This is a genomic window from Streptomyces sp. NPDC059002 (assembly GCF_042740435.1).
GTDB lineage: Bacteria > Actinomycetota > Actinomycetes > Streptomycetales > Streptomycetaceae > Streptomyces.
In genome coordinates, this window is record NZ_JBHYJI010000049.1 from 34,914 (window position 1) to 53,913 (window position 19,000).

General features: G+C 71.3%; 22 protein-coding genes. 13 read left to right on the plus strand and 9 right to left on the minus strand.

Annotated elements, in window-relative coordinates; all coding sequences use genetic code 11:
* Positions 1–11 precede the first annotated feature (11 nt).
* The 4 genes from ACFWZ2_RS32570 to ACFWZ2_RS32585 all read left to right on the plus strand — a co-directional run bounded on the left by ACFWZ2_RS32570 (position 12) and on the right by ACFWZ2_RS32585 (position 3,562).
* On the plus strand, positions 12–1,178 hold the full coding sequence (locus ACFWZ2_RS32570; protein WP_384551803.1) for an ArsA family ATPase: 1,167 nt from the start codon (positions 12–14) through the stop codon (positions 1,176–1,178).
* A 34-nt stretch (positions 1,179–1,212) separates the two neighbouring features.
* Positions 1,213–1,689 carry a DUF5304 domain-containing protein gene (locus tag ACFWZ2_RS32575; protein WP_384551805.1) on the plus strand — a complete coding sequence of 159 codons (477 nt, stop codon included), beginning with the start codon at positions 1,213–1,215 and terminating at the stop codon, positions 1,687–1,689.
* A gap of 52 nt (positions 1,690–1,741) precedes the next feature.
* On the plus strand, positions 1,742–2,695 hold the full coding sequence (locus ACFWZ2_RS32580) for an ROK family glucokinase (RefSeq protein ID WP_384551807.1): 954 nt from the start codon (positions 1,742–1,744) through the stop codon (positions 2,693–2,695).
* 102 nt (positions 2,696–2,797) lie between these two features.
* Positions 2,798–3,562, plus strand: coding sequence for an endonuclease/exonuclease/phosphatase family protein (locus ACFWZ2_RS32585; RefSeq protein ID WP_384551809.1), 765 nt, complete (start codon positions 2,798–2,800; stop codon positions 3,560–3,562).
* 24 nt (positions 3,563–3,586) lie between these two features.
* Here ACFWZ2_RS32585 and ACFWZ2_RS32590 read toward each other — a convergent pair whose 3' ends face one another.
* The 4 genes from ACFWZ2_RS32590 to ACFWZ2_RS32605 all read right to left on the minus strand — a co-directional run bounded on the left by ACFWZ2_RS32590 (position 3,587) and on the right by ACFWZ2_RS32605 (position 6,802).
* On the minus strand, positions 3,587–4,582 hold the full coding sequence (locus tag ACFWZ2_RS32590) for a CU044_5270 family protein (RefSeq protein WP_384551811.1): 996 nt from the start codon (positions 4,580–4,582) through the stop codon (positions 3,587–3,589).
* Positions 4,575–5,195, minus strand: coding sequence for an RNA polymerase sigma factor (locus ACFWZ2_RS32595; protein ID WP_384551812.1), 621 nt, complete (start codon positions 5,193–5,195; stop codon positions 4,575–4,577). Before ACFWZ2_RS32595 ends, ACFWZ2_RS32590 begins: the two co-directional genes overlap by 8 nt.
* A 163-nt stretch (positions 5,196–5,358) precedes the next feature.
* Positions 5,359–6,030, minus strand: a complete 672-nt coding sequence (locus ACFWZ2_RS32600; protein WP_384551814.1) for a hypothetical protein — start codon at positions 6,028–6,030, stop codon at positions 5,359–5,361.
* Positions 6,023–6,802: an alpha/beta hydrolase gene (locus ACFWZ2_RS32605; RefSeq protein ID WP_384551816.1), complete on the minus strand. Its 780-nt coding sequence runs from the start codon at positions 6,800–6,802 to the stop codon at positions 6,023–6,025. The genes ACFWZ2_RS32600 and ACFWZ2_RS32605 overlap by 8 nt, the downstream gene beginning before the upstream one ends.
* Before the next feature lie 169 nt (positions 6,803–6,971).
* Here ACFWZ2_RS32605 and ACFWZ2_RS32610 point away from each other — a divergent pair, with 169 nt between their 5' ends.
* The 5 genes from ACFWZ2_RS32610 (at position 6,972) to ACFWZ2_RS32630 (ending at position 11,975) form a co-directional block, all read left to right on the plus strand.
* A complete protein-coding gene (locus ACFWZ2_RS32610) occupies positions 6,972–7,751 on the plus strand; it encodes a lysophospholipid acyltransferase family protein (protein WP_384551818.1) in 780 nt (259 codons plus the stop codon).
* Between the two features lie 25 nt (positions 7,752–7,776).
* A complete protein-coding gene (macS, locus tag ACFWZ2_RS32615; RefSeq protein ID WP_384551820.1) occupies positions 7,777–9,015 on the plus strand; it encodes a MacS family sensor histidine kinase in 1,239 nt (412 codons plus the stop codon).
* 77 nt (positions 9,016–9,092) lie between these two features.
* Entirely contained in the window at positions 9,093–9,737 is a 645-nt protein-coding gene (locus ACFWZ2_RS32620; RefSeq protein ID WP_384551868.1) for a response regulator, read from the plus strand.
* 133 nt (positions 9,738–9,870) lie between these two features.
* Positions 9,871–10,899: a 6-phosphofructokinase gene (locus tag ACFWZ2_RS32625; protein ID WP_384551822.1), complete on the plus strand. Its 1,029-nt coding sequence runs from the start codon at positions 9,871–9,873 to the stop codon at positions 10,897–10,899.
* A 71-nt stretch (positions 10,900–10,970) separates the two neighbouring features.
* Entirely contained in the window at positions 10,971–11,975 is a 1,005-nt protein-coding gene (locus ACFWZ2_RS32630; RefSeq protein WP_384551824.1) for a 2-hydroxyacid dehydrogenase, read from the plus strand.
* Here the strand turns inward: ACFWZ2_RS32630 and ACFWZ2_RS32635 are convergent.
* Both ACFWZ2_RS32635 and ACFWZ2_RS32640 read right to left on the minus strand, forming a co-directional pair.
* Entirely contained in the window at positions 11,921–13,807 is a 1,887-nt protein-coding gene (locus tag ACFWZ2_RS32635) for an anthranilate synthase family protein (protein ID WP_384551825.1), read from the minus strand. The genes ACFWZ2_RS32630 and ACFWZ2_RS32635 overlap by 55 nt on opposite strands.
* Positions 13,808–13,907: 100 nt before the next feature.
* Positions 13,908–13,973 (minus strand): trp operon leader peptide, encoded by a 66-nt coding sequence (locus ACFWZ2_RS32640; RefSeq protein ID WP_384551870.1) that lies wholly within the window; start codon positions 13,971–13,973, stop codon positions 13,908–13,910.
* Between the two features lie 107 nt (positions 13,974–14,080).
* On the opposite strand from ACFWZ2_RS32640, the gene ACFWZ2_RS32645 reads away from it, so the two are divergent.
* The 3 genes from ACFWZ2_RS32645 to ACFWZ2_RS32655 all read left to right on the plus strand — a co-directional run bounded on the left by ACFWZ2_RS32645 (position 14,081) and on the right by ACFWZ2_RS32655 (position 16,124).
* Entirely contained in the window at positions 14,081–14,239 is a 159-nt protein-coding gene (locus ACFWZ2_RS32645; RefSeq protein ID WP_384551826.1) for a hypothetical protein, read from the plus strand.
* A 150-nt stretch (positions 14,240–14,389) separates the two neighbouring features.
* A complete protein-coding gene (locus ACFWZ2_RS32650; RefSeq protein WP_384551828.1) occupies positions 14,390–15,739 on the plus strand; it encodes a class II 3-deoxy-7-phosphoheptulonate synthase in 1,350 nt (449 codons plus the stop codon).
* 160 nt (positions 15,740–15,899) lie between these two features.
* A complete protein-coding gene (locus ACFWZ2_RS32655) occupies positions 15,900–16,124 on the plus strand; it encodes a bacterioferritin-associated ferredoxin (protein WP_384551830.1) in 225 nt (74 codons plus the stop codon).
* Here the strand turns inward: ACFWZ2_RS32655 and bfr are convergent.
* Positions 16,121–16,600: a bacterioferritin gene (gene bfr / locus ACFWZ2_RS32660; protein WP_362340582.1), complete on the minus strand. Its 480-nt coding sequence runs from the start codon at positions 16,598–16,600 to the stop codon at positions 16,121–16,123. The two genes, ACFWZ2_RS32655 and bfr, sit on opposite strands and share 4 nt — an antisense overlap.
* A 165-nt stretch (positions 16,601–16,765) precedes the next feature.
* On the opposite strand from bfr, the gene ACFWZ2_RS32665 reads away from it, so the two are divergent.
* Positions 16,766–17,398: a sulfite oxidase-like oxidoreductase gene (locus tag ACFWZ2_RS32665; protein WP_384551832.1), complete on the plus strand. Its 633-nt coding sequence runs from the start codon at positions 16,766–16,768 to the stop codon at positions 17,396–17,398.
* Positions 17,399–17,423: 25 nt separating this feature from the next.
* Here the strand turns inward: ACFWZ2_RS32665 and ACFWZ2_RS32670 are convergent, their stop codons facing one another.
* Together ACFWZ2_RS32670 and ACFWZ2_RS32675 are read right to left on the minus strand one after the other, a co-directional pair.
* The gene (locus ACFWZ2_RS32670; RefSeq protein WP_384551834.1) at positions 17,424–18,017 is read right to left on the minus strand and encodes a DUF4396 domain-containing protein; all 594 of its coding nucleotides are present in this window, start codon (positions 18,015–18,017) and stop codon (positions 17,424–17,426) included.
* Positions 18,018–18,095: 78 nt separating this feature from the next.
* A complete protein-coding gene (locus ACFWZ2_RS32675; protein ID WP_384551836.1) occupies positions 18,096–18,998 on the minus strand; it encodes a deoxyribonuclease IV in 903 nt (300 codons plus the stop codon).
* Positions 18,999–19,000 lie beyond the last annotated feature (2 nt).

Genomic DNA, 19,000 nt, shown 5'->3' on the forward strand with positions numbered 1-19,000 from the left:
CGTTCACCCTTATGCGCACCCTCCTCGTCACCGGGCCCGGCGGCGCCGGGCGGACCACCGTCGCCGCCGCCACCGCGCTCGCCGCCGCGCGTGCCGGACGCCGGACCCTGGTGATCTCCGCCGACCGCACCGACACCCTCGGCGCGGTGCTCGGCACCCCGGACGCGCACCCCGGTCTCACCGCACGGCTGCTCGGCCCCGACGACCGGTTCAGGGACGACCTGGTCGCCCTGCAGGAGCGTGCCGGTGCCGCCTTCGAACTGCTCGGCGCCGACCGGCTCGACGGCGAGGAGCTGACCCCGCTGCCCGGCGGCGAGGAGCTGGCCCTGCTGCGCGCCCTGCGGGACGCGGCGCGCGACGACGCGTACGACACCGTCGTCGTCGACCTGCCCGCCGCCCCGAAGGCCCTCGCCACCCTCGCCCTGCCCGAGCAGCTGCGCCGCTATCTGCGCAGGCTGCTGCCGCCCGAGCGACAGGCGGCCCGCGCGCTTCGCCCCATGCTCGGCCGCCTCGCCGGCGTCCCGATGCCGGCCGCCTGGCTGTACGAGACCGCGGCCCGCTGGGAGGACGAACTCGCCGCCGCCCAGGCCCTGGTCGAGGCGCCGGGCACCACCGTCCACCTGGTCGCCGAGCCGGGCCCCGGCGGCGCCGACGCCGTGCGCTCCGCCGTCGCGGGCCTCGCCCTGCACGGCCTGCGCACCGACCTCGTGATCGCCAACCGGCTGCTGCCCGACGCCTCCGCCGACACCTGGCTCGCCGCGCTCTCGGCCCAGCAGCACAAGACGCTCGCGGAGTGGGAGACGGCGTACGACCGGGTCGTCCGCGTCCCGCACCTGGGCCGTGACCCGCGCGGCGCCGACGAGCTCGCCGCCCTCGGCCTGCCCGCGCCGGACACCGCCCCGGGCCCGGTGGAGTGGCCCGTCACCGAGGAGCGTGCCGACGACGGGAGCGGCGAGCGCATCTATGTGTGGCACATCCCGCTCCCCGGTGTCGTACGCGAGGAGCTCGGTCTGATCAGGCGCGGCGACGAACTCGTCGTCACCGCGGGCCCCTTCCGCCGCATCGTCGCCCTGCCGTCCGCGCTGCGCCGCTGCACCGTCGCGGGTGCGGGGCTGCGCGAGGGCGAGCTGCGGGTGCGGTTCACCCCCGACCCCGACCTGTGGCCGCGCACCCGGTGAACGTGATACCGCCATTCGGGTAACGTCGAGAGACATGAGCGATGCCACCGAGCGGGAAGCCCCCGAAGTCGACGCCGACGCCTGGGAGAAGGCGTGCGCCGAGGACCTCGCGGCGGAGAAGGCCCGCCGCCGCGCGCAGTACGGCCCGCCGCCCGGGTCGGCGGCCGAGGAGCTGCGCAAGCTCGTCGACGCCGTCTCCGACAAGCTCTCCGGGCTCCAGGCGCCGCTGCTCGGCGCGGTCGCGCAAGGCGCCGTCGAGCAGACCCTGAAGCAGGTCGTCAGAGAGGCGAAGGCCGTCGTCGAGCCGGTCATCGAGCGCAATCCCGACGTCTTCGACCACCTCGCGGCGGCCGGTTCCGAGCTGCTCGCCGCCTACCGCTCGGCGGTCACGGGGCAGGAGGGCCGCTGGACGCGCGGCGACGAAGCGAGCGGCGGCGCACCCGGCGGCGCGCGAGGTGAGGACCGCCCCGACGAGGGGCCGCCGTCCGGCGAACACATCGATCTGGACTGACCCCCCTCGGGTACGGTGGGCCGTAGCGGGGCTCGATCGAACTGAGGGATTCATGGGACTCACCATCGGCGTCGACATCGGCGGCACGAAGATCGCGGCCGGCGTGGTCGACGAGGACGGCAACATCCTCTCGACCTTCAAGGTGCCGACCCCCGGTACATCCGAGGCCATCGTCGACGCGATCGCCTCCGCCGTGGAGGGCGCACGGGCCGGTCACGAGATCGTCGGTGTCGGCATCGGCGCCGCCGGATACGTCAACCGCCAGCGCTCCACCGTCTACTTCGCGCCGAACATCGACTGGCGGCAGGAGCCGCTCAAGGACGAGGTCGAGAAGCGCGTCGGCCTGCCGGTGGTCGTCGAGAACGACGCCAACGCGGCCGCGTGGGGCGAGTACCGCTTCGGCGGCGGCAAGGGTCACCGCAACGTCATCTGCATCACGCTCGGCACAGGCCTCGGCGGCGGCATCATCATCGGAAACAAGCTGCGCCGCGGACACTTCGGCGTGGCCGCCGAGTTCGGCCACATCCGGATGGTCCCGGACGGACTGCTGTGCGGCTGCGGCTCGCAGGGCTGCTGGGAGCAGTACGCATCCGGGCGCGCCCTCGTGCGGTACGCGAAGCAGCGCGCCAACGCCACCCCCGAGAACGCCGAGTACCTGCTCTCGCTGGGCGACGGCACCCCCGGGGGCATCGAGGGCAAGCACATCTCGATGGCCGCGCGGCAGGGCGACGCGGTCGCGGTCGACTCCTACCGCGAGCTGGCCCGCTGGGCCGGTGCCGGTCTCGCCGACCTGGCCTCGCTCTTCGACCCGTCCGCGTTCATCATCGGCGGCGGCCTCTCGGACGAGGGCGAGCTGGTCCTCGACCCGATCCGCAAGTCCTTCAAGCGCTGGCTCGTGGGCAGCAACTGGCGCCCCGAGGCCCAGGTCATCGCCGCCCAGCTGGGCAACAAGGCGGGGCTCGTCGGTGCGGCGGACCTGGCGCGGGAGCCCGACCCCGTCATGTGACCCCGCGACGGGGGCGCCGTCGATCGCGCCGCGCGTTCGTCCTCAAACGCCGGACAGGCCGGATACCCTCGGCCTGTCCGGCGTTCGCGTATCTTGATCGCCATGCCGACGAGCCCGACCTCTACGCTGCCCAACTCCCGTACCGAACCCGACGGTTCGGCGGTCATCCGTGTTCTCAGCTACAACATCCGCTCGATGCGCGACGACACCGACGCGCTCGCCCGGGTCATCGCCGCCTGCGCCCCCGACCTGGTCCTGATCCAGGAGGCGCCGCGGTTCTTCCGCTGGCGCAAGAAGCTGGCCCGTCTCGCGCGCGCGGCCGACCTGGTGATCCTCTCCGGCGGCGGCAGCGCCGCGGGCCCCGCGCTGCTCTGCTCGCTGCGGGCCACGGTCGAGCACACCGAGGACGTGCTCCTGCCGCTCACCCCGGGGCTGCACCGGCGCGGCTTCGCCACCGCCGTCGTCCGCTTCGGCGGGGCCCGAATCGGCTTCCTCAGCTGCCACTTGAGCCTGCAGACCGACGAGCGGTACGAGCAGGGCGGGATGCTGCTCGACCGGCTCGCCGGGATGGGTGTGGAGCACGCGGTCGCGGGCGGCGACCTCAACGAACGCCCCGGCGGCCGGACGTTCCGCAGGCTCGCCGCCGCGCTCCAGGACTGCCGGCAGACCACGCCCTGGGGCGGCGAGAACACCTCGACGCCCGGCGACCCGCACCAGCGCATCGACGCGATCTTCGCGACCTCCGGGGTCGAAGTCCTGGGCTGCGGCGTGCCGTTGGGCCTGCCGGGCGTGACGGAGGCAGACCTGAGGGCGGCCACGGACCACCTTCCGGTCCTGGCCGCCCTCAGGGTTCCCCCTCTTCGGTGAGGCTTCGTGGGCGTGCGGTGGGGCTCAGGGGCGCTGCTTCACCTTGTCGGTGATCGCCCAGCTGTCGAGGTACGAGAGCTGGGTGTACGTCTTCATGCTCTTGCCCTCGCCCGAGGTGCGCGTGTCGCGGAAGCCGAGGAACTCGTACGTCTTCGGGTTGAAGATGAAGAACCCGCCGTACGGAGTGCCCTCGACCGTCGGGTCGTCGTAGGTGATCGCGACACCCGTGCGGCCCTTCGCGTCCTGCTGGCCGGGGACAGCCTGCACGCCGGGGACCATGCCGAGCGCCTCGTACGCGGCGGGGCGCAGGCCCTTCGGCATCACGGGGACCAGGCTCAGGAGACCGGCCAGGCTGAAGTGGATGTCCGACCACTCCTGGTCGGTGATCTCGTCCAGGGAGTCGTTCTTGTCGTTCGGGCCCGACTTGTGGAGCAGCGAGAGGATCAGCTTCTCCGGGTCGGTCGGCAGCTTCTTCAGGGTGCCCCAGTCCTGCGGCGGCCAGACGGACTCGTTCTCCTTGAGCGGCTCCGACCACCAGCCCTTGCCGATCTCCATGACCCAGGAGCGCTTGGAGCCGTCCACGGAGCGCCAGTTCTCGTCGACGTGCCGCTGGACCTCGCCCGTGCCCTTCTCGGTCTCCTGGATGATCTCCTTCGTGTAGATGTACTGGTCGTCGCGCGGGGCGACGGTCTTCTCGTGCGTGCGCTCGTACTGTGCCGCGCCGTTGAGCACGGCCCGCGCGCTGACGTTGCGCAGGGCGGGGGAGCTGGCGGCGGGCGCCTTGGCGCGGGGCTCCTGCCCGTCGCCGTCGCGCACCACGACCAGGACGGTGGCCGTCACCGCGGCGGCGACGGCCCCCGCGACGGCGATGCGCAGCACCGGGCGGCGGCGCGGTGGACGCGGTGCCGCGGCCGGTTCGTTCATCGCGGCGAACAGGCGCACCCGCGCGCGGTGGCGCGTGTCGTCGTCGAGCGGGGGAGCCCCCGCGTCCCAGCCGCGCAGTTCATCGAGCTCATTCATGGGCGTGTGCCTCCTGGAAAGCTGTCGGATCGGATCCGCCCAGTGCTTCGCGCAATGTGCTGCGGGCCCGGTGCAGCCGTGATCTGACGGTGCCGACGGGCACCCCGAGGGCCTGGGCCGCCTCCTCGTAGTTGAGGTCGGCCCACGCCACGAGCAGCACCACGTCACGGTGGTGTGCGGAGAGTCCGGCCAGGGCCGCCGCCAGCTCGTGGCGGATCCCCCGGGCCCCCGCTCGGGCGACCGCGCGCTCGGCGACCGGCTCCTCGTGCTGCACCGGCGCGGGCACCTGGGCCAGCGCCTTGAAGCGGCGGGCCTCGGCCCTGCGGTGTCTGCCGATGAGATTGGTCGCGATGCCGAACAGCCAGGGGCGGGCGTCGGCCCGCGCCAGGTCGTAGCGGTGGCGCTGCTTGAAGGCGGTGGCGAAGGTGTCCGCCATCAGATCCTCCGCCGCCTCGGGACCGAGCCGCCGCGCCGCGTACCGGTACACGGAGTCGGCGTGCCGGTCGAAGAGGACGGCGAACTGCTCGGGCTCGTCCCGGGACCGCTCGATTGACCAGGCATCACTCTGCTCGCGACTGCCCGCGCGGAGGGGGACGCCGGGTTCGACGGTCATCGGGGCTCCTTTCGTTCGTCTGAACGCCTCGAAGGCTTGGGCTCGTTCTGGTGGTTCACCTCTCCTTCGCCGTTCGCCGGGATCGGGTTCCATCGAGGTGGCGCGGGATGCCGAAGGGCCCGCCCGGAGCGTGTCCGGACGGGCCCTTCGCGGTGTACGGGGCTCAGACGACGGCGCCGCGCCCCGGGTCGTCCTCGTCCTCGTCGTCCCCGCTGTTCATCCGCATCACGAGCGTGGCGAAGCCGCCGAGGAAGCCGCCGATGCCGAGCGTGGTCAGCCACCACGTCATCTGCCAGCCGAGCAGCACGGCGAGCAGGATGAGCAGCGGGCCGCCGAGCACCGCGAGCCAGGCGAACTTGGCCGTCACATCGGCCTCGGGCAGCGGCGGCGGCTCCGGCGGCACGAAGTGGCCCTCGTCGTCCGCGTCGAAGTCCTCCTCGGAGGGCTCGGGCGTGGAGTAGTCGCGCGGGCCGCCGACTCCGGGCGCGAAGGAGACGGAGCTGCCGAGCGGCTTGTCGGTGCCGGACTTGGCGTCCGGCCCGGGCTTGCCGGGAGCGCCCGCCGAGCCGTTCGTCTCCGGCTCCAGGAGTGCCAGGTCCTCGACCGACTTGAAGGGCTTCGCGCCCGGCGGGTCCGCGGGCTCCTCGCCGTACCCCGCGACGATCGCCTGCCAGGCGGCGTCCTCGTCGAGCGGCAGCGCGTCGTCGTCGGGCGTCCGGGTCTGCTCGGCGCCCTGCTCGGGCTCGCGCCGCGCGTCCTCGCGCTCCTCGTGGCCCTCGCCCTGGGGGCTCTTGTCCTCGCGGCTCTCGTCGCGGTCCGCCTCGTGCTCAGCCACCGGTGGCCGTCCCTTCCTTACCGACGCTGGGGGCGAGCCGGCCGATGAACGCGTAACTCTCCTCGAAAATCCGGTCCGCGTCGTGGTCCAACGTCGCGACGTGGTAGCTCTGTTCCAGCAGGATCTCCTTGACGTCCCTGGACGAGACGCGGCTGAGGATCCGGGCCGAGTCGGCGGGCGGCACCACATGGTCCTGCGGGCTGTGCAGCACCACCAACGGCTGGGTCACCTGCGGCAGTTCGGCGTCGACCAGGCGGAAGAAGCGGCGCAGGGAGTGCGCGGAGTGCAGCGGCACCCTGTCGTAGCCCAGCTCCTTGGAGCCCTCCTTGGCGATGTCGCTCGCGATGCCCTTCGCCGTCCGTACGAAATGCCGCGCGACCGGCAGCGCGTGCGCGGCCAGGCCGTGCACCTTGTTCCCCGGGTTGACCAGGACGAGGCCGGTGATCGCGTCGCCGTGCTTGGCCGCGAGGCGCAGCGCGAGGGCGGCGCCCATGGAGAGCCCGAAGACGAAGACCCGCTCGCACCGCTCGAGGAGGGCGCGCAGCTCGCGCTCCACCTCCGCGTACCAGTCCTGCCAGCCGGTGATCTGCATGTCCTCCCAGCGCGTGCCGTGCCCGGGAAGGAGCGGCAGCGAGACGGTGAGGCCGCGCTCCGCCAGATACTCGGCCCAGGGGCGCAGCGACTGCGGGGATCCGGTGAAGCCGTGGCAGAGGAGGACGCCGACCTCGCCGCCTTCGTGGCGGTACGGCTCGGCTCCGGGGAGGACCGGCACCTTCGGTCTCCTTCGTGAGAGGTGACAAGCGGGTTCAAGGCGATTCGAGGAGTACTTCACCGTACGCGACCGGACTGACACCGACCAGGGTCGTCGGGCCCATTGCCCGCACCCCGGGTTAAGGTCTGATCCACAGAAACAGGAGGCACTCGGTTTGATCTACGGCGCAATGAAGGTTGCCATCGGAGGGCCCCTGAAGCTCGGCTTCAGACCCTGGGTGGAGGGCCTTGAGAACGTTCCCGCCGAGGGCCCCGCGATTCTGGCGAGCAACCACTTGTCCTTCTCGGACTCCTTCTTCCTCCCCGCGGTCCTCGACCGCAAGGTCACCTTCATCGCGAAGGCGGAGTACTTCACCACGCCCGGTGTGAAGGGCAAGCTCACGGCGGCCTTCTTCAAGGGCGTCGGACAGCTCCCGGTGGACCGCTCCGGCGCGCGCGGCGCGGGCGAGGCGGCGATCAAGAGCGGCATCGAGGTCCTGGAGCGCGGCGAGCTCTTCGGCATCTACCCCGAGGGCACCCGCTCGCCCGACGGCCGCCTCTACCGCGGCAAGCCCGGCGGCCTCGCGCGCGTGGCGCTCGCCACCGGCGCTCCCGTGCTCCCCGTCGCGATGATCGACACCGAGAAGATCCAGCCGCCCGGCAAGGTGGTGCCGAAGCTGATGCGGCCCGGCATCCGCATCGGCAAGCCGCTGGACTTCTCGCGCTACCAGGGCATGGAGCAGGACCGCTTCGTGCTGCGCGCGCTGACCGACGAGGTCATGTACGAGATCATGAAGCTCTCCGGCCAGGAGTACGTCGACATGTACGCGACGGCCGCGAAGCGCCAGATCACCGAGGCGGCCAAGGCCGCCAAGGCGGCGGAGAAGGCCGAGGCCGTGAAGGCGGCAGGGAAGGCCGAGGGCGCCGAGGGTGCCGGGGACGCCGGGGACAAGGAACGGTCCGGCTCCTAGCCGCGTCCGTTCAGGGGTGGGGGACATGGCCAAGCGCGAAAGAGTCATGAGGATGTCGGTCGAGCAGCCGCTGTGGCGTGCGCTCACCGGCTACCGCGTGCTGACGATGCTGTACGCGATCGCGCTGTTCGTGCGGGCGTACGACAAGTTCGACCGCCCCTGGGTGGCCATCGCGTTCTTCTCGGTGCTCGCCGTCTGGACCCTGGCCACGCTGCCCCGGGTCGCGAACGCGGCGAGCTGCACCAAGCGGTTCCTCGTCGTGGACCTGGCCGTCGCGCTGACCGGCATCCTGCTCACCCCGCTCGCCGACTCCCGCCAGCAGGTCGTCGGCGAGGGCCCGACGCTGCCCTCCATATGGACCGCGGGCGCCGTCCTGGCGTACGCGATCAAGGGCGGCTGGCGGTGGGCGGCCTGCGCGTCCGCGCTCGTCGGCGTCGCCAACATCGTGCAGCGCGGCGAGCTCACCCAGTCCACCGTGCACAACGTCCTGCTCGTCTGCATCGCCTCCATCGCCATCGGCTACGTCGTCGAGGTCGCCCGCGCCTCCGAGCGCACCCTCGCCCGCGCCCTGGAGATCGAGGCCGCGACCCGTGAACGCGAGCGGCTCGCCCGCGACATCCACGACAGCGTCCTGCAGGTCCTCGCCATGGTGCAGCGGCGCGGCACCGCCATCGGCGGCGAGGCCGCGGAACTGGGCCGCCTCGCGGGGGAGCAGGAGGTCGCGCTGCGCAGCCTGGTCGCCGGGGGCCTGGTGCGCACCTCGCACGCGTCGGAGGACGCCTCGCAGGGCGCCCTCGTACGCGCCGTGGAGGAACCGGACGAGGAGCCGGACGAGGCGACGCCCTGCGATCTGCGGTCGCTGCTCTTCCCGCACGCCGGGTCGAAGGTGACCCTCTCGGAACCGGGGGCGCCGGTCCTCCTCGCGCCGCGGGCGGCCAAGGAGCTTGCGGCCGCTGTCAGTGCCGCACTGGACAATGTCCGCAGACACGTGGGAGCGGACGCGCACGCCTGGATCCTGGTCGAGGACGAGCCGGACGCGGTGATCGTGACGGTGCGCGACGACGGCCCCGGCATCCCGGAGGGGCGGCTCGCCGAGGCCGAGGGGGAGGGGCGCCTCGGGGTCGCCCTGTCGATCAGGGGGCGGCTGCGGGACATCGGGGGAACGGCCGAGCTGATCTCGGTGCCGGGCCAGGGCACGGAAGTGGAATTGCAGGTCCCGCGCGCGGCGCGGGACACACGGGGGAAGGCGGAGAAGACACGATGAGCGAGCGAGAGCGGGAACGGTCCGTGGAGCAGGCACAGGGGGCGGGCGGCACCGAGGACGCCGCGCCGATCAAGGTCATGGTCGTCGACGACCACCCGATGTGGCGCGACGCGGTCGCCCGCGACCTGGCGGAGGCGGGCCTGGACGTCGTCGCGACGGCCGGCGACGGCGAGCAGGCGGTCCGCCGCGCGCAGGCCGCCGCCCCCGACGTCCTGGTCCTCGACCTGAATCTGCCGCTGAAGCCGGGCGTCCAGGTCTGCAAGGAACTCGTCGGCGCCAATCCGGCGCTGCGCGTCCTCGTCCTCTCGGCGAGCGGCGAGCACGCCGACGTCCTGGAGGCGGTCAAGTCCGGCGCCACCGGCTATCTCCTGAAGTCGGCGTCCACGGAAGAGCTGATAGACGCGGTGCGCCGCACGGCCGTCGGTGACGCGGTCTTCACCCCCGGCCTCGCGGGCCTGGTCCTGGGCGAGTACCGCAGGCTGGCCTCGGACTCCGCGCCCGGCACCCCGGACGAGCAGAAGGCCCCGCAGCTCACCGACCGGGAGACGGAGGTGCTGCGCCTGGTCGCCAAGGGCCTGAGCTACAAGCAGATCGCCGAGCGCCTGGTCATCTCGCACCGCACCGTGCAGAACCACGTGCAGAACACCCTGGGCAAGCTCCAGCTGCACAACAGGGTGGAGCTCGTGCGGTACGCGATCGAGCGGGGCCTCGACGACGCGTGACCCTCATAAGGGTGAACACACATGATCAACTCCCCTGCACCGCAAAGGAATTGACCGTTCGCACCGTCCCGGAGTGACCTGGCTCACCATTAGCGTGACTCGCATCAGGTCACTGAGGCGAAGGGACTTTTCCATGCGGGTCGGAGTACTGACCGGAGGCGGCGACTGCCCCGGGCTCAATGCCGTCATCCGGGGCGTCGTCCGCAAGGGCGTGCAGGAGTACGGCTATGACTTCGTCGGCTTCCGGGACGGCTGGCGCGGTCCACTCGAAGGCGACACCGTCCAGCTCGACATCCCCGCGGTCCGCGGCATCCTGCCGCGCGGGGGCACCATCCTCGGTTCGTCGCGCACCAACCCCTTCAAGGCGGAGAACGGCGTCCGCCGCATCAAGGAGAACCTCGCCAAGTACGAGGTCGACTCCCTCATCGCGATCGGCGGCGAGGACACCCTCGGCGTCGCCGCCCGGCTCACCGACGAGTACGGCGTCCCCGTCGTCGGCGTGCCCAAGACCATCGACAACGACCTCTCCGCCACCGACTACACCTTCGGCTTCGACACGGCGGTCGGCATCGCGACCGAGGCGATCGACCGCCTGCACACCACCGCCGAGTCCCACATGCGGGTCCTGGTCGTCGAGGTCATGGGCCGCCACGCGGGCTGGATCGCGCTGCACTCCGGCCTCGCGGGCGGCGCGAACGTCATCCTCATCCCCGAGCAGCGCTTCGACCTCGACCAGGTCTGCGCCTGGGTGACCTCGCGGTTCAAGGCGTCGTACGCCCCGATCGTCGTCGTCGCCGAAGGGGCGATGCCCAAGGACGGCGAGATGGTCCTCAAGGACGGCACGCAGGACTCCTTCGGGCACGTCAGGCTCTCCGGCGTCGGCGAGTGGCTGGCCAAGGAGATCGAGGGGCGCACCGGCAAGGAGGCGCGCACCACGGTTCTCGGCCACGTCCAGCGCGGCGGCACCCCCAGCGCCTTCGACCGCTGGCTGGCCACCCGTTTCGGCCTGCACGCGATCGAGGCCGTCAAGGACGGCGACTTCGGAAAGATGGTGGCCCTCCAGGGCACGGACGTCGTCCGCGTCCCGATCGCCCAGGCCACGGCCAAGCTGAAGACGGTGGACCCGGAGCTGTACACGGAGGTCGGCGTCTTCTTCGGCTGAGCCCCGAAGGGACGGCACCCGCCCCCCGGCTCCGGGTGCCGTCCCAGGGGCCAGTACCTAGACTCACGCCCATGGAGATCCTCGCGTTCGGCGTGCAGTCCGACGAGAAGCCGCTGATGGAGAGGGCCTTCGCGGGCCACCACGACGTCCGCTGCCTGGACGTCTTCCTGAACGAGGACACCGCCCCGATCGCCGCGGGCTACGAGATCATCTCGTCCAGCGTCAACGCCACGCTCAACAACCGCGTGCTCCAGACCCTCGCGGCCGGCGGCACGCAGATGATCGCCCAGCGCTCCACGGGCTTCAACAACATCGACCTCCAGGTCGCCGAGCGCCTCGGCCTGACCGTCGCCCGTGTCTCGTACTACTCGCCGTACTCCGTGGCCGAGTTCGCCTGGACCCTCGCGATGGCCGTCAACCGCCGCATCGTCCGGGCCTCCAACCGCACCCGCGACTTCGACTTCAGGCTCGACGGCCTGATGGGCCGCGACCTGCGGGGCCGCACGGCCGGGGTGCTCGGCACCGGCAAGATCGGCGAGGCGTTCACCCGGATCGCGCACGGCTTCGGCATGAACCTGCTCGGCTGGGACGTCGCACAGAACCCGGCCTGCGTCGAGCTCGGCATGAAGTACGTCGAGAAGGACCAGCTCTTCGCCGAGGCCGACCTGATCAGCCTGCACGTCCCGCTGCTCCCCTCGACGCAGCACATCATCGGCGCCGACGCGCTGCGCACGATGAAGGACGACGCGATCCTCGTGAACTCCAGCCGCGGCGGCCTGATCGACACGGACGCGCTGGTCACGGAGTTGCGGGCGGGACGCTTCACGGGCGTGGGCCTGGACGTGTACGAGGCGGAGGCCGGGCTCTTCTTCCTCGACAAGTCCCTGGAGGTCGTCGAGGACGACACCCTGGCCCGCCTCGTGACCTTCCCGAACGTCGTGGTCACCTCGCACCAGGCGTACTACACCGTGGACGCGGTGGGCCAGATCATCGACACCACGGTGCAGAACGTCCTGGACTATCAGGCGGGCCGCCGCTCGGAGAACGTGCTCGTCCCCGCGGTGGCGAGGAGCTGACCGAGCAGCTCCCGCACGATCCCGGCGCCGCGCAGCGTCAGGACCGACTCCGGGTGGAACTGCACACCGGCAAAGCCGGGACCCCGCACCGCGTGCACCTCGCCGCTCGCCCCGTCCCTGCTGACCTCGACGTCGTGCGCGGCCAGTTCCGCCGCGGCCTCGTCGTCGCAGCGCGCCACGAAGCTGTTGTAGAACCCGACGGTCTCGGTCCGCCCGAACAGGTCGATGCCCGTCTGCGCGCCCTGGTACGGCACGTCCTTCCGTACGATCTCCAGGCCGAGCTCGGCCGCGATCAGCTCGTGGCCCAGGCAGACACCGAGGACACCGTGCCGGTGCTCCCCGATCACCTCCGCCGTCAGGGAGCGCAGGAACCGCATCTTCGGATCGGCGAGGTCGGACGGGTCGCCGGGGCCCGGACCGAGCACGACGGGCCCCTCGTGCGCGAGCACGGCGGCCCGCAGCCCCTCCTCGTCGTACCGCCGCACCGACACCCGGAGGCCGGACGAGCGCAGGACGTGCGCGAGCATCGCGGTGAACGTGTCCTCGCCGTCCACGACGAGCGCGTGCCCGGCCAGCTCGTGGGACGGCTCCTGCATCCGCAGCCAGAACGGCGCGAGCCCGGCACGCCGCCCGTCAAGGGCCGCCCGCACGCGCGGGTCGTCGGCGAGGGCGGGCCGCGTGCCCTCGTGCCGGGGCCGCCCGGGGCGCACGCCGAGCGCGGCAAGCACCCCCGCCGCCTTCGCATGCGTCTCGGCGACCTCGCCCGCCGGGTCCGAGCCGCGCACCAGCGTGGCGCCCACCGCCACCCGCAGCGCGCCCGCCGCGGAGATGTCGGCGGTGCGGATCAGGATGGGGGAGTCCAGGGTCTGCGCGCCGCCCGCGTCGCGGCCGATGAGGGCGAGGGCGCCCGCGTAGTAGCCCCGGCCACCGGCTTCGTGGCGCTCGATGACCCGGCAGGCGTTCTGCACGGGCGACCCGGTGACGGTCGCCGCGAACATGGTCTCCTTCAGGACCTCCCGCACGTCCAGCGACGACTTGCCGCGCAACTCGTACTCGGTGTGCGCGAGATGCGCCATCTCCTTCAGGCGCGGCCCGATCACGACCCCGCCCATGTCGCCGACCGTGCACATCATCTTGAGCTCCTCGTCGACGACCATCGACAGCTCCTCGATCTCCTTGCCGTCGGCGAGGAAGGCGAGCAGGTCGTCGGGGGTGGGCCCGTCGGCCGGGTAGCGGTAGGTCCCGCTGATGGGGTTCATGACGACGGTCCCGCCGGACATCCGCACATGCACCTCGGGGCTCGCCCCGACCAGCGTCCGGTCCCCGGTGTGCACGACGTACGTCCAGTACGCGCCCCGCTCGCCGACCAGGAGCCGCCGGAAGAGCGCGAGGGCATCGGCCCTGCCGAAGCCGGGGATCTCCCCTTCGTACGTACGCCGGATCACGAAGTTGGCGCCCTCGCCCCGCCCGATCTCCTCGCGCAGGACCCGTCCCACGATGTCCGCGTACGCGGCGTCGTCCACGTCGAAGGCCCCGCCGTCGACCCGCACGTCGTGCGCGGGCAGCGCCGACAGGGCCTCGGCGAGCGGGAGTTCGTACGTCTCCTCGGGGGCCAGGACGGTCAGCGGCGTGCCGTCGTCGCGGACGTCGAAGCCGCGTTCCCTGATCTGCCGGAAGGGGATGAGGGCGAGGCCCTCGGGGATGTCCGCGAGCCGTTCGTACGTATCCGTCGGGCCGACGAGCACCTCGACGGTGTCGTGGTCGCGCCCCGGCGTGCGGCGTCGAAGGAGGGCGAACGGGCGGTCGTCGGACAGGAGGTCTGTCAGCTGCATCGGTGCTGTTCCTTCTCAACGGGGAGAGGAACGGCCCGGTGCGGAAAACGCGGAAGGCCGCCCTCTCGGGCGGCCTTCGCGAGTGTGTGGGTACGCGCAGTCAGTGGGCCGCCGGATGAGCGGGCCACCACCAGTTCTGGGTCGAGAACGTCGTCTGCGTACGCATGTCCGGCACCCTAGCGCATCATCAGGAGGTCGAGGGCCTCGTCGGGATGGGCGCCGAGCCCGTCGCCCGCCGCAGGGCGGCCGGGCCTTGCTGCGCAACGAACACCAGTGCCCGAGCTGACGGTCGAACCGGTCGACGGCGACCACTGCCGCGTACGCCATGTTCTGCAGACGCGTCCGCGCGTTCTGGACCGGCTCCTGTGGTCCCGCCTGCTCAACCGCATCGGCCGGGAGCGCCCGGCAGCCGTCGGGACGCGTACCGGATGAAACTGCTCGCCGGACGCACCGCGCATACGCGCTCGCCGCACCGTCCGCAGCCGAACGCGCAGCCGGAGTGGGGCACTCCGCTGTGTCGGCTCCGTCTCACTTCGTGAGCGGGTGAATGGACGGCGCGCATCACCCCGTAATGTTGGCGGGGTGACCGTGAACGCTAAGACCACCACCGGTGGCAACACCTGGCGAGACCTTCCCGCGGCGCAGCAGCCCGAGTACCCCGATGCCGAGGCTCTGCGCGATGTGATCGCGGACCTCGAGTCGTATCCGCCGCTCGTCTTCGCGGGCGAGTGCGACCAGCTGCGCGCCCGACTGGCCTCCGTCGCCAAGGGAGAGGCGTTCCTGCTCCAGGGCGGCGACTGCGCAGAGGCCTTCGATGCCGTATCGGCCGATCACATCCGGAACAAGCTGAAGACCCTGCTCCAGATGGGCGCCGTCCTCACGTACGCGGCGTCCGTGCCCGTCGTGAAGGTGGGCCGCATCGCGGGGCAGTACTCCAAGCCGCGCTCCAAGCCGACCGAGACCCGCGACGGCGTGACGCTCCCGACCTACCGGGGCGACTCCGTCAACGGCTTCGACTTCACCGAAGAGGCCCGGATCCCGGACCCCGAGCGCCTGAAGCGGATGTACAACGCCTCCGCGTCGACGCTCAACCTCGTGCGCGCCTTCACCACGGGCGGCTACGCGGACCTGCGCCAGGTGCACGCCTGGAACCAGGACTTCGTGAAGTCCTCGCCGTCCGGCCAGCGTTACGAGCAGCTGGCGCGCGAGATCGACAACGCGCTCAACTTCATGCGGGCCTGCGGGACCGACCCGGAGGAGTTCAAGACCGTCGAGTTCTTCGCCTCCCACGAGGCGCTGCTCCTCGACTACGAGTCGGCGCTCACCCGCGTCGACTCCCGCACCGGGCGGCTCTACGACACCTCGGGCCACATGGTCTGGATCGGCGAGCGCACCCGTCAACTGGACCACGCGCACATCGAGTTCGCCTCGAAGATCCGCAACCCCCTCGGCGTCAAGCTCGGCCCGACGACGACGGCCGAGGAGGCGCTGCAGTACATCGAGCGCCTCGACCCCGACCGCGAGCCCGGCCGGCTGACCTTCATCGTCCGCATGGGCGCCGACAAGGTCCGCGACAAGCTGCCCGAGCTCGTCGAGAAGGTCACCGCGTCCGGTGCGACCGTCGCCTGGATCACCGACCCGATGCACGGCAACACCTACGAGGCGGCATCGGGCCACAAGACCCGCCGCTTCGACGACGTGCTCGACGAGGTCAAGGGCTTCTTCGAGGTCCACAAGGCCCTCGGCACCCACCCGGGCGGCATCCACGTCGAGCTCACCGGTGACGACGTCACCGAGTGCGTGGGCGGCGGCGACGAGATCTTCGTCGACGACCTGCACCAGCGCTACGAGACGGCCTGTGACCCGCGCCTGAACCGCAGCCAGTCCCTGGACCTGGCCTTCCTGGTCGCGGAGATGTACCGGGACCAGTAGTTCTCGCCGTACGTACGAGTGGGGCGCGGATCCATGTGATCCGCGCCCCACCGGCGTATCCGGGGCTTTTGTGTGCCCGATGTCGCGGGTAAGGTTAGGTTAGCCTCACCGATCAATCGGGACGGCGCTACCGATAAGTCCTGTCCGGGAGGTGAACCGCGTGTACGTCTGCAACTGCTTCGGGGTCACCGAGGCGCAGGTGAAGAAGCACGCGGAGGACGGTGCCTGCACCCCCCGCCAGATAGCGTCGGCCTGCAAGGCGGGCACGGACTGTGGTTCGTGCGTACGGCGGATCCAGGCGCTGCTGGGCCGTGGCGCGTGCCCCCGCCGCGAGCTCGCGGACCAGGGCGAGCCCGTGCTCACCGAGCTCGACGAAGCCGCTTAGCCCTCCGGCTGCTCGATCAGCTGCGCGATGTAGAGGGCCTCACCGAGCTTCTCGACCAGTTCGAGCTGGGTGTCGAGGTAGTCGATGTGGTGCTCCTCGTCCTCCAGGATCGACTCGAAGATGTTCGCGGACGTGATGTCTCCCTTGCCGCGCATCACCTCGATCCCGCGCTTGAGGCGGTCGATCGCCTCGACCTCGACCTGCCGGTCGGCCTGGAACATCTCGGTGACCGTCTGGCCCACGCGCACATGGAAGAGCCGCTGGTAGTTGGGCAGGCCGTCGAGGAACAGGATCCGGTCGGTGAGCACCTCCGCGTGCTTCATCTCGTCGATCGACTCGGACCGGGTGTACTTGGCGAGCTTGGTCCAGCCGAAGTTCTCCTGCATCTTGGCGTGGAGAAAGTACTGGTTGATCGCCGTGAGTTCGGCGGTCAGCTGCTCATTGAGAAACTCGATGACCTCGGGGTCGCCCTGCATCGCAGAGGCTCCTTCCACACGGGTGACTGGGCAGGTAGCGCGCATCCTTGCACCGGCGTTCGGAACCCGTCCAGTAAGTGCACGCTTAGTAGGAGTTGCCCGAATCCGTCTATGCCGGGCTTCGCCTGGTCACGTCCACCGCCCAGGGTCTGTCAGGATGGAGTCATGGGTCAGCCGGCGGAACGCGCATCTCGACAGGCAGCGGAGCCGGAGCTTCCGCCGGGGCAGCGGCTGCAGCGCGGCTGGCCGGTCACGCACTACGGACCCGTGCCGAAGTTCCGCCCCGAGCGCTGGGAGTTCAGGGTCTTCGGGGCCACCGCCGACGGCGAGAAGCACTGCTGGACGCACGAGGAGTTCTCGGCCCTGCCGTACGCCACGGTGGTCGCCGATCTGCACTGCGTGACGAAGTTCAGCATGCTGGGCGCCGAATGGGGCGGCGTACCGGCCCAGGCGCTCCTGGAGATCGCACCGCCCGCGCCCAACGCCACGCATGTGATGGTCTGGGCCGAGTACGGCTTCAGCTCGAATCTGCGGATGGCGGACTTCCGGTCCGAGCGCACGATTTTCGCCACCCACAAGGGCGGTGAACTGCTCACCGCTGAGCATGGATTCCCGCTGCGGCTCGTGGTGCCGCATCTGTACGCCTGGAAGGGTCCCAAGTGGGTCCGCGGCATCGAGTACATGACCGCCGACCGCCGCGGCTTCTGGGAGGAGCGGGGCTACCACAACGTGGGCGACCCCTGGCGCGAGCAGCGCTACTCGTACCAGGAAGAGCCCGGGGACGGCCCCGAGCTCTAGTCATGGCGCCTGCTGTCCTCGCAGGTCAGTGGTGGTACTGGTGCACCACCGCGTGGCCCTTGCCACGGCCGATCATCCACTTGTTCACCGGCGTGGTGATCACGAACGCGGCGGCCAGGGCGATGGCGAGGACCCACCAGAACATCGCGTCCGCGAGGTGGGCGTCCATGGCGCCCGGCCACAGCGCGATCACGCCGTTGTCGATCAGCTCCATCACGGCGATGGACAGGGTGTCGGCGGCGAGCGCGACGCGGAACGCCGTCTTGAAGTCGACGCCGGCCTTGAGGATGCCGCGCAGCGTGAGGGCGTAACCGAAGGCGAAGGCCAGGATGATCGCGAGGATCATCGTCGGCATGTTGCCCCAGCCGAGCGCGGTGCCGATGATCATGCCGAGCACCTCGCCGATGGCGCAGCCGGTGAGGCAGTGGAGCGTGGCCTGGGCGGCCATGCGCCAGCTGACCTTGCCGATGCCGTGGGCGTGACCGTGGTGCGCGTGGTCGGCGTGGTGTGCGTGACCTTCGTGCTGCGCGTGGCCCTGGTGCTGCCCGTGGTCCGCGCGCTGGTCGTGGCCCCCGTGCTGCCCGTGCCCGTGGTGCTCGGCGTGAGTGTCGTGCTGCATGAGAAGCCCCCAACGTCGGATAGCGGTTCCTGCCGTCTGACAAGAACCGTATACCCCCTGGGGGTATTCCTCAAGAGGTCACTCGCCGCGCCTCAGCTCCTTCAGGCGCGCCACGTCCGCCGCGTGCCCCTCCTTGCCGCCCGGCGTCTCGATGATCAGCGGCACGCCCTCGGTGGCGGGATGGGCCATCAGCTCGCGGAACGGCTCCGCCCCGATGTGGCCGGTGCCGATGTTCTCGTGACGGTCCTTGTGGGCGCCGACGACGTCCTTGGAGTCATTGGCGTGCACGAGCTTCAGGCGGCCCTCGCCCACGGTCTCCACGAGCAGGTCGAGGGTCTGCCGCATGCCGCTCGGGCCGGTCAGGTCGTGGCCCGCCGCGAAGATGTGGCAGGTGTCCAGGCAGACGCCCAGCTTGGGGTGGGAGTCGAGCGCCTCGAAGTACGGGCCGAAGTCCCAGGTGCGGGAGCAGAGCGAGGAGCCCTGGCCCGCGGTCGACTCCAGGAGCAGATACGGGTCGTCGTCGTGCGTCAGCTCGTCGAGCAGCGGCAGCATGCGCTCCCGCACCTGCGCGAGGGCGACGGCCCGCTCCCTGCCGCCGGTCGCCGAGCCGGTGTGCACGACGACGCCCAGGGCGCCGATCTCGCGGGCCCTGCGCAGCGAGTGGCGCAGGGACTCCACGGACTTCTCGACGGTCGCCTCGGTGTGCGAGCCGAAGTTGATCAGATAGGGCGCGTGCACATACGCGGGGATGTCCTCGGCGGCGCAGGCCGCGCGGAACTCCTCGTCCTGCCGGGGGTTGCCGGGCGGGGTCGCCCAGCCGCGGGGGTTGGCGACGAAGACCTGGACGGTTTCGGCGGCCAGCTCGCGGGCGTACGAGAGGCCGACGGACGCGAGGCCGCCGGCCACCGGGACATGGCCGCCGACGGGGTTGCGGGACGCCGCGCCCCTGGACGTCGTGCTGGGGGAATCGTTGCTGCTCACGC

What these genes read in the sequence shown, in the direction of transcription:
- ACFWZ2_RS32580 (WP_384551807.1), top strand. Translation starts at nt 1,742, where the DNA reads ATGGGACTCACCATCGGCGTCGACATCGGCGGCACGAAGATCGCGGCC.
- macS (WP_384551820.1), top strand. Translation starts at nt 7,777, where the DNA reads ATGGCCAAGCGCGAAAGAGTCATGAGGATGTCGGTCGAGCAGCCGCTG.
- ACFWZ2_RS32575 (WP_384551805.1), top strand. Translation starts at nt 1,213, where the DNA reads ATGAGCGATGCCACCGAGCGGGAAGCCCCCGAAGTCGACGCCGACGCC.
- ACFWZ2_RS32670 (WP_384551834.1), bottom strand. Translation starts at nt 18,017, where the DNA reads ATGCAGCACGACACTCACGCCGAGCACCACGGGCACGGGCAGCACGGG.
- ACFWZ2_RS32665 (WP_384551832.1), top strand. Translation starts at nt 16,766, where the DNA reads ATGGGTCAGCCGGCGGAACGCGCATCTCGACAGGCAGCGGAGCCGGAG.
- bfr (WP_362340582.1), bottom strand. Translation starts at nt 16,600, where the DNA reads ATGCAGGGCGACCCCGAGGTCATCGAGTTTCTCAATGAGCAGCTGACC.
- ACFWZ2_RS32625 (WP_384551822.1), top strand. Translation starts at nt 9,871, where the DNA reads ATGCGGGTCGGAGTACTGACCGGAGGCGGCGACTGCCCCGGGCTCAAT.
- ACFWZ2_RS32610 (WP_384551818.1), top strand. Translation starts at nt 6,972, where the DNA reads ATGAAGGTTGCCATCGGAGGGCCCCTGAAGCTCGGCTTCAGACCCTGG.
- ACFWZ2_RS32585 (WP_384551809.1), top strand. Translation starts at nt 2,798, where the DNA reads ATGCCGACGAGCCCGACCTCTACGCTGCCCAACTCCCGTACCGAACCC.
- ACFWZ2_RS32630 (WP_384551824.1), top strand. Translation starts at nt 10,971, where the DNA reads ATGGAGATCCTCGCGTTCGGCGTGCAGTCCGACGAGAAGCCGCTGATG.
- ACFWZ2_RS32570 (WP_384551803.1), top strand. Translation starts at nt 12, where the DNA reads ATGCGCACCCTCCTCGTCACCGGGCCCGGCGGCGCCGGGCGGACCACC.
- ACFWZ2_RS32590 (WP_384551811.1), bottom strand. Translation starts at nt 4,582, where the DNA reads ATGAATGAGCTCGATGAACTGCGCGGCTGGGACGCGGGGGCTCCCCCG.
- ACFWZ2_RS32595 (WP_384551812.1), bottom strand. Translation starts at nt 5,195, where the DNA reads ATGACCGTCGAACCCGGCGTCCCCCTCCGCGCGGGCAGTCGCGAGCAG.
- ACFWZ2_RS32620 (WP_384551868.1), top strand. Translation starts at nt 9,093, where the DNA reads ATGGTCGTCGACGACCACCCGATGTGGCGCGACGCGGTCGCCCGCGAC.
- ACFWZ2_RS32635 (WP_384551825.1), bottom strand. Translation starts at nt 13,807, where the DNA reads ATGCAGCTGACAGACCTCCTGTCCGACGACCGCCCGTTCGCCCTCCTT.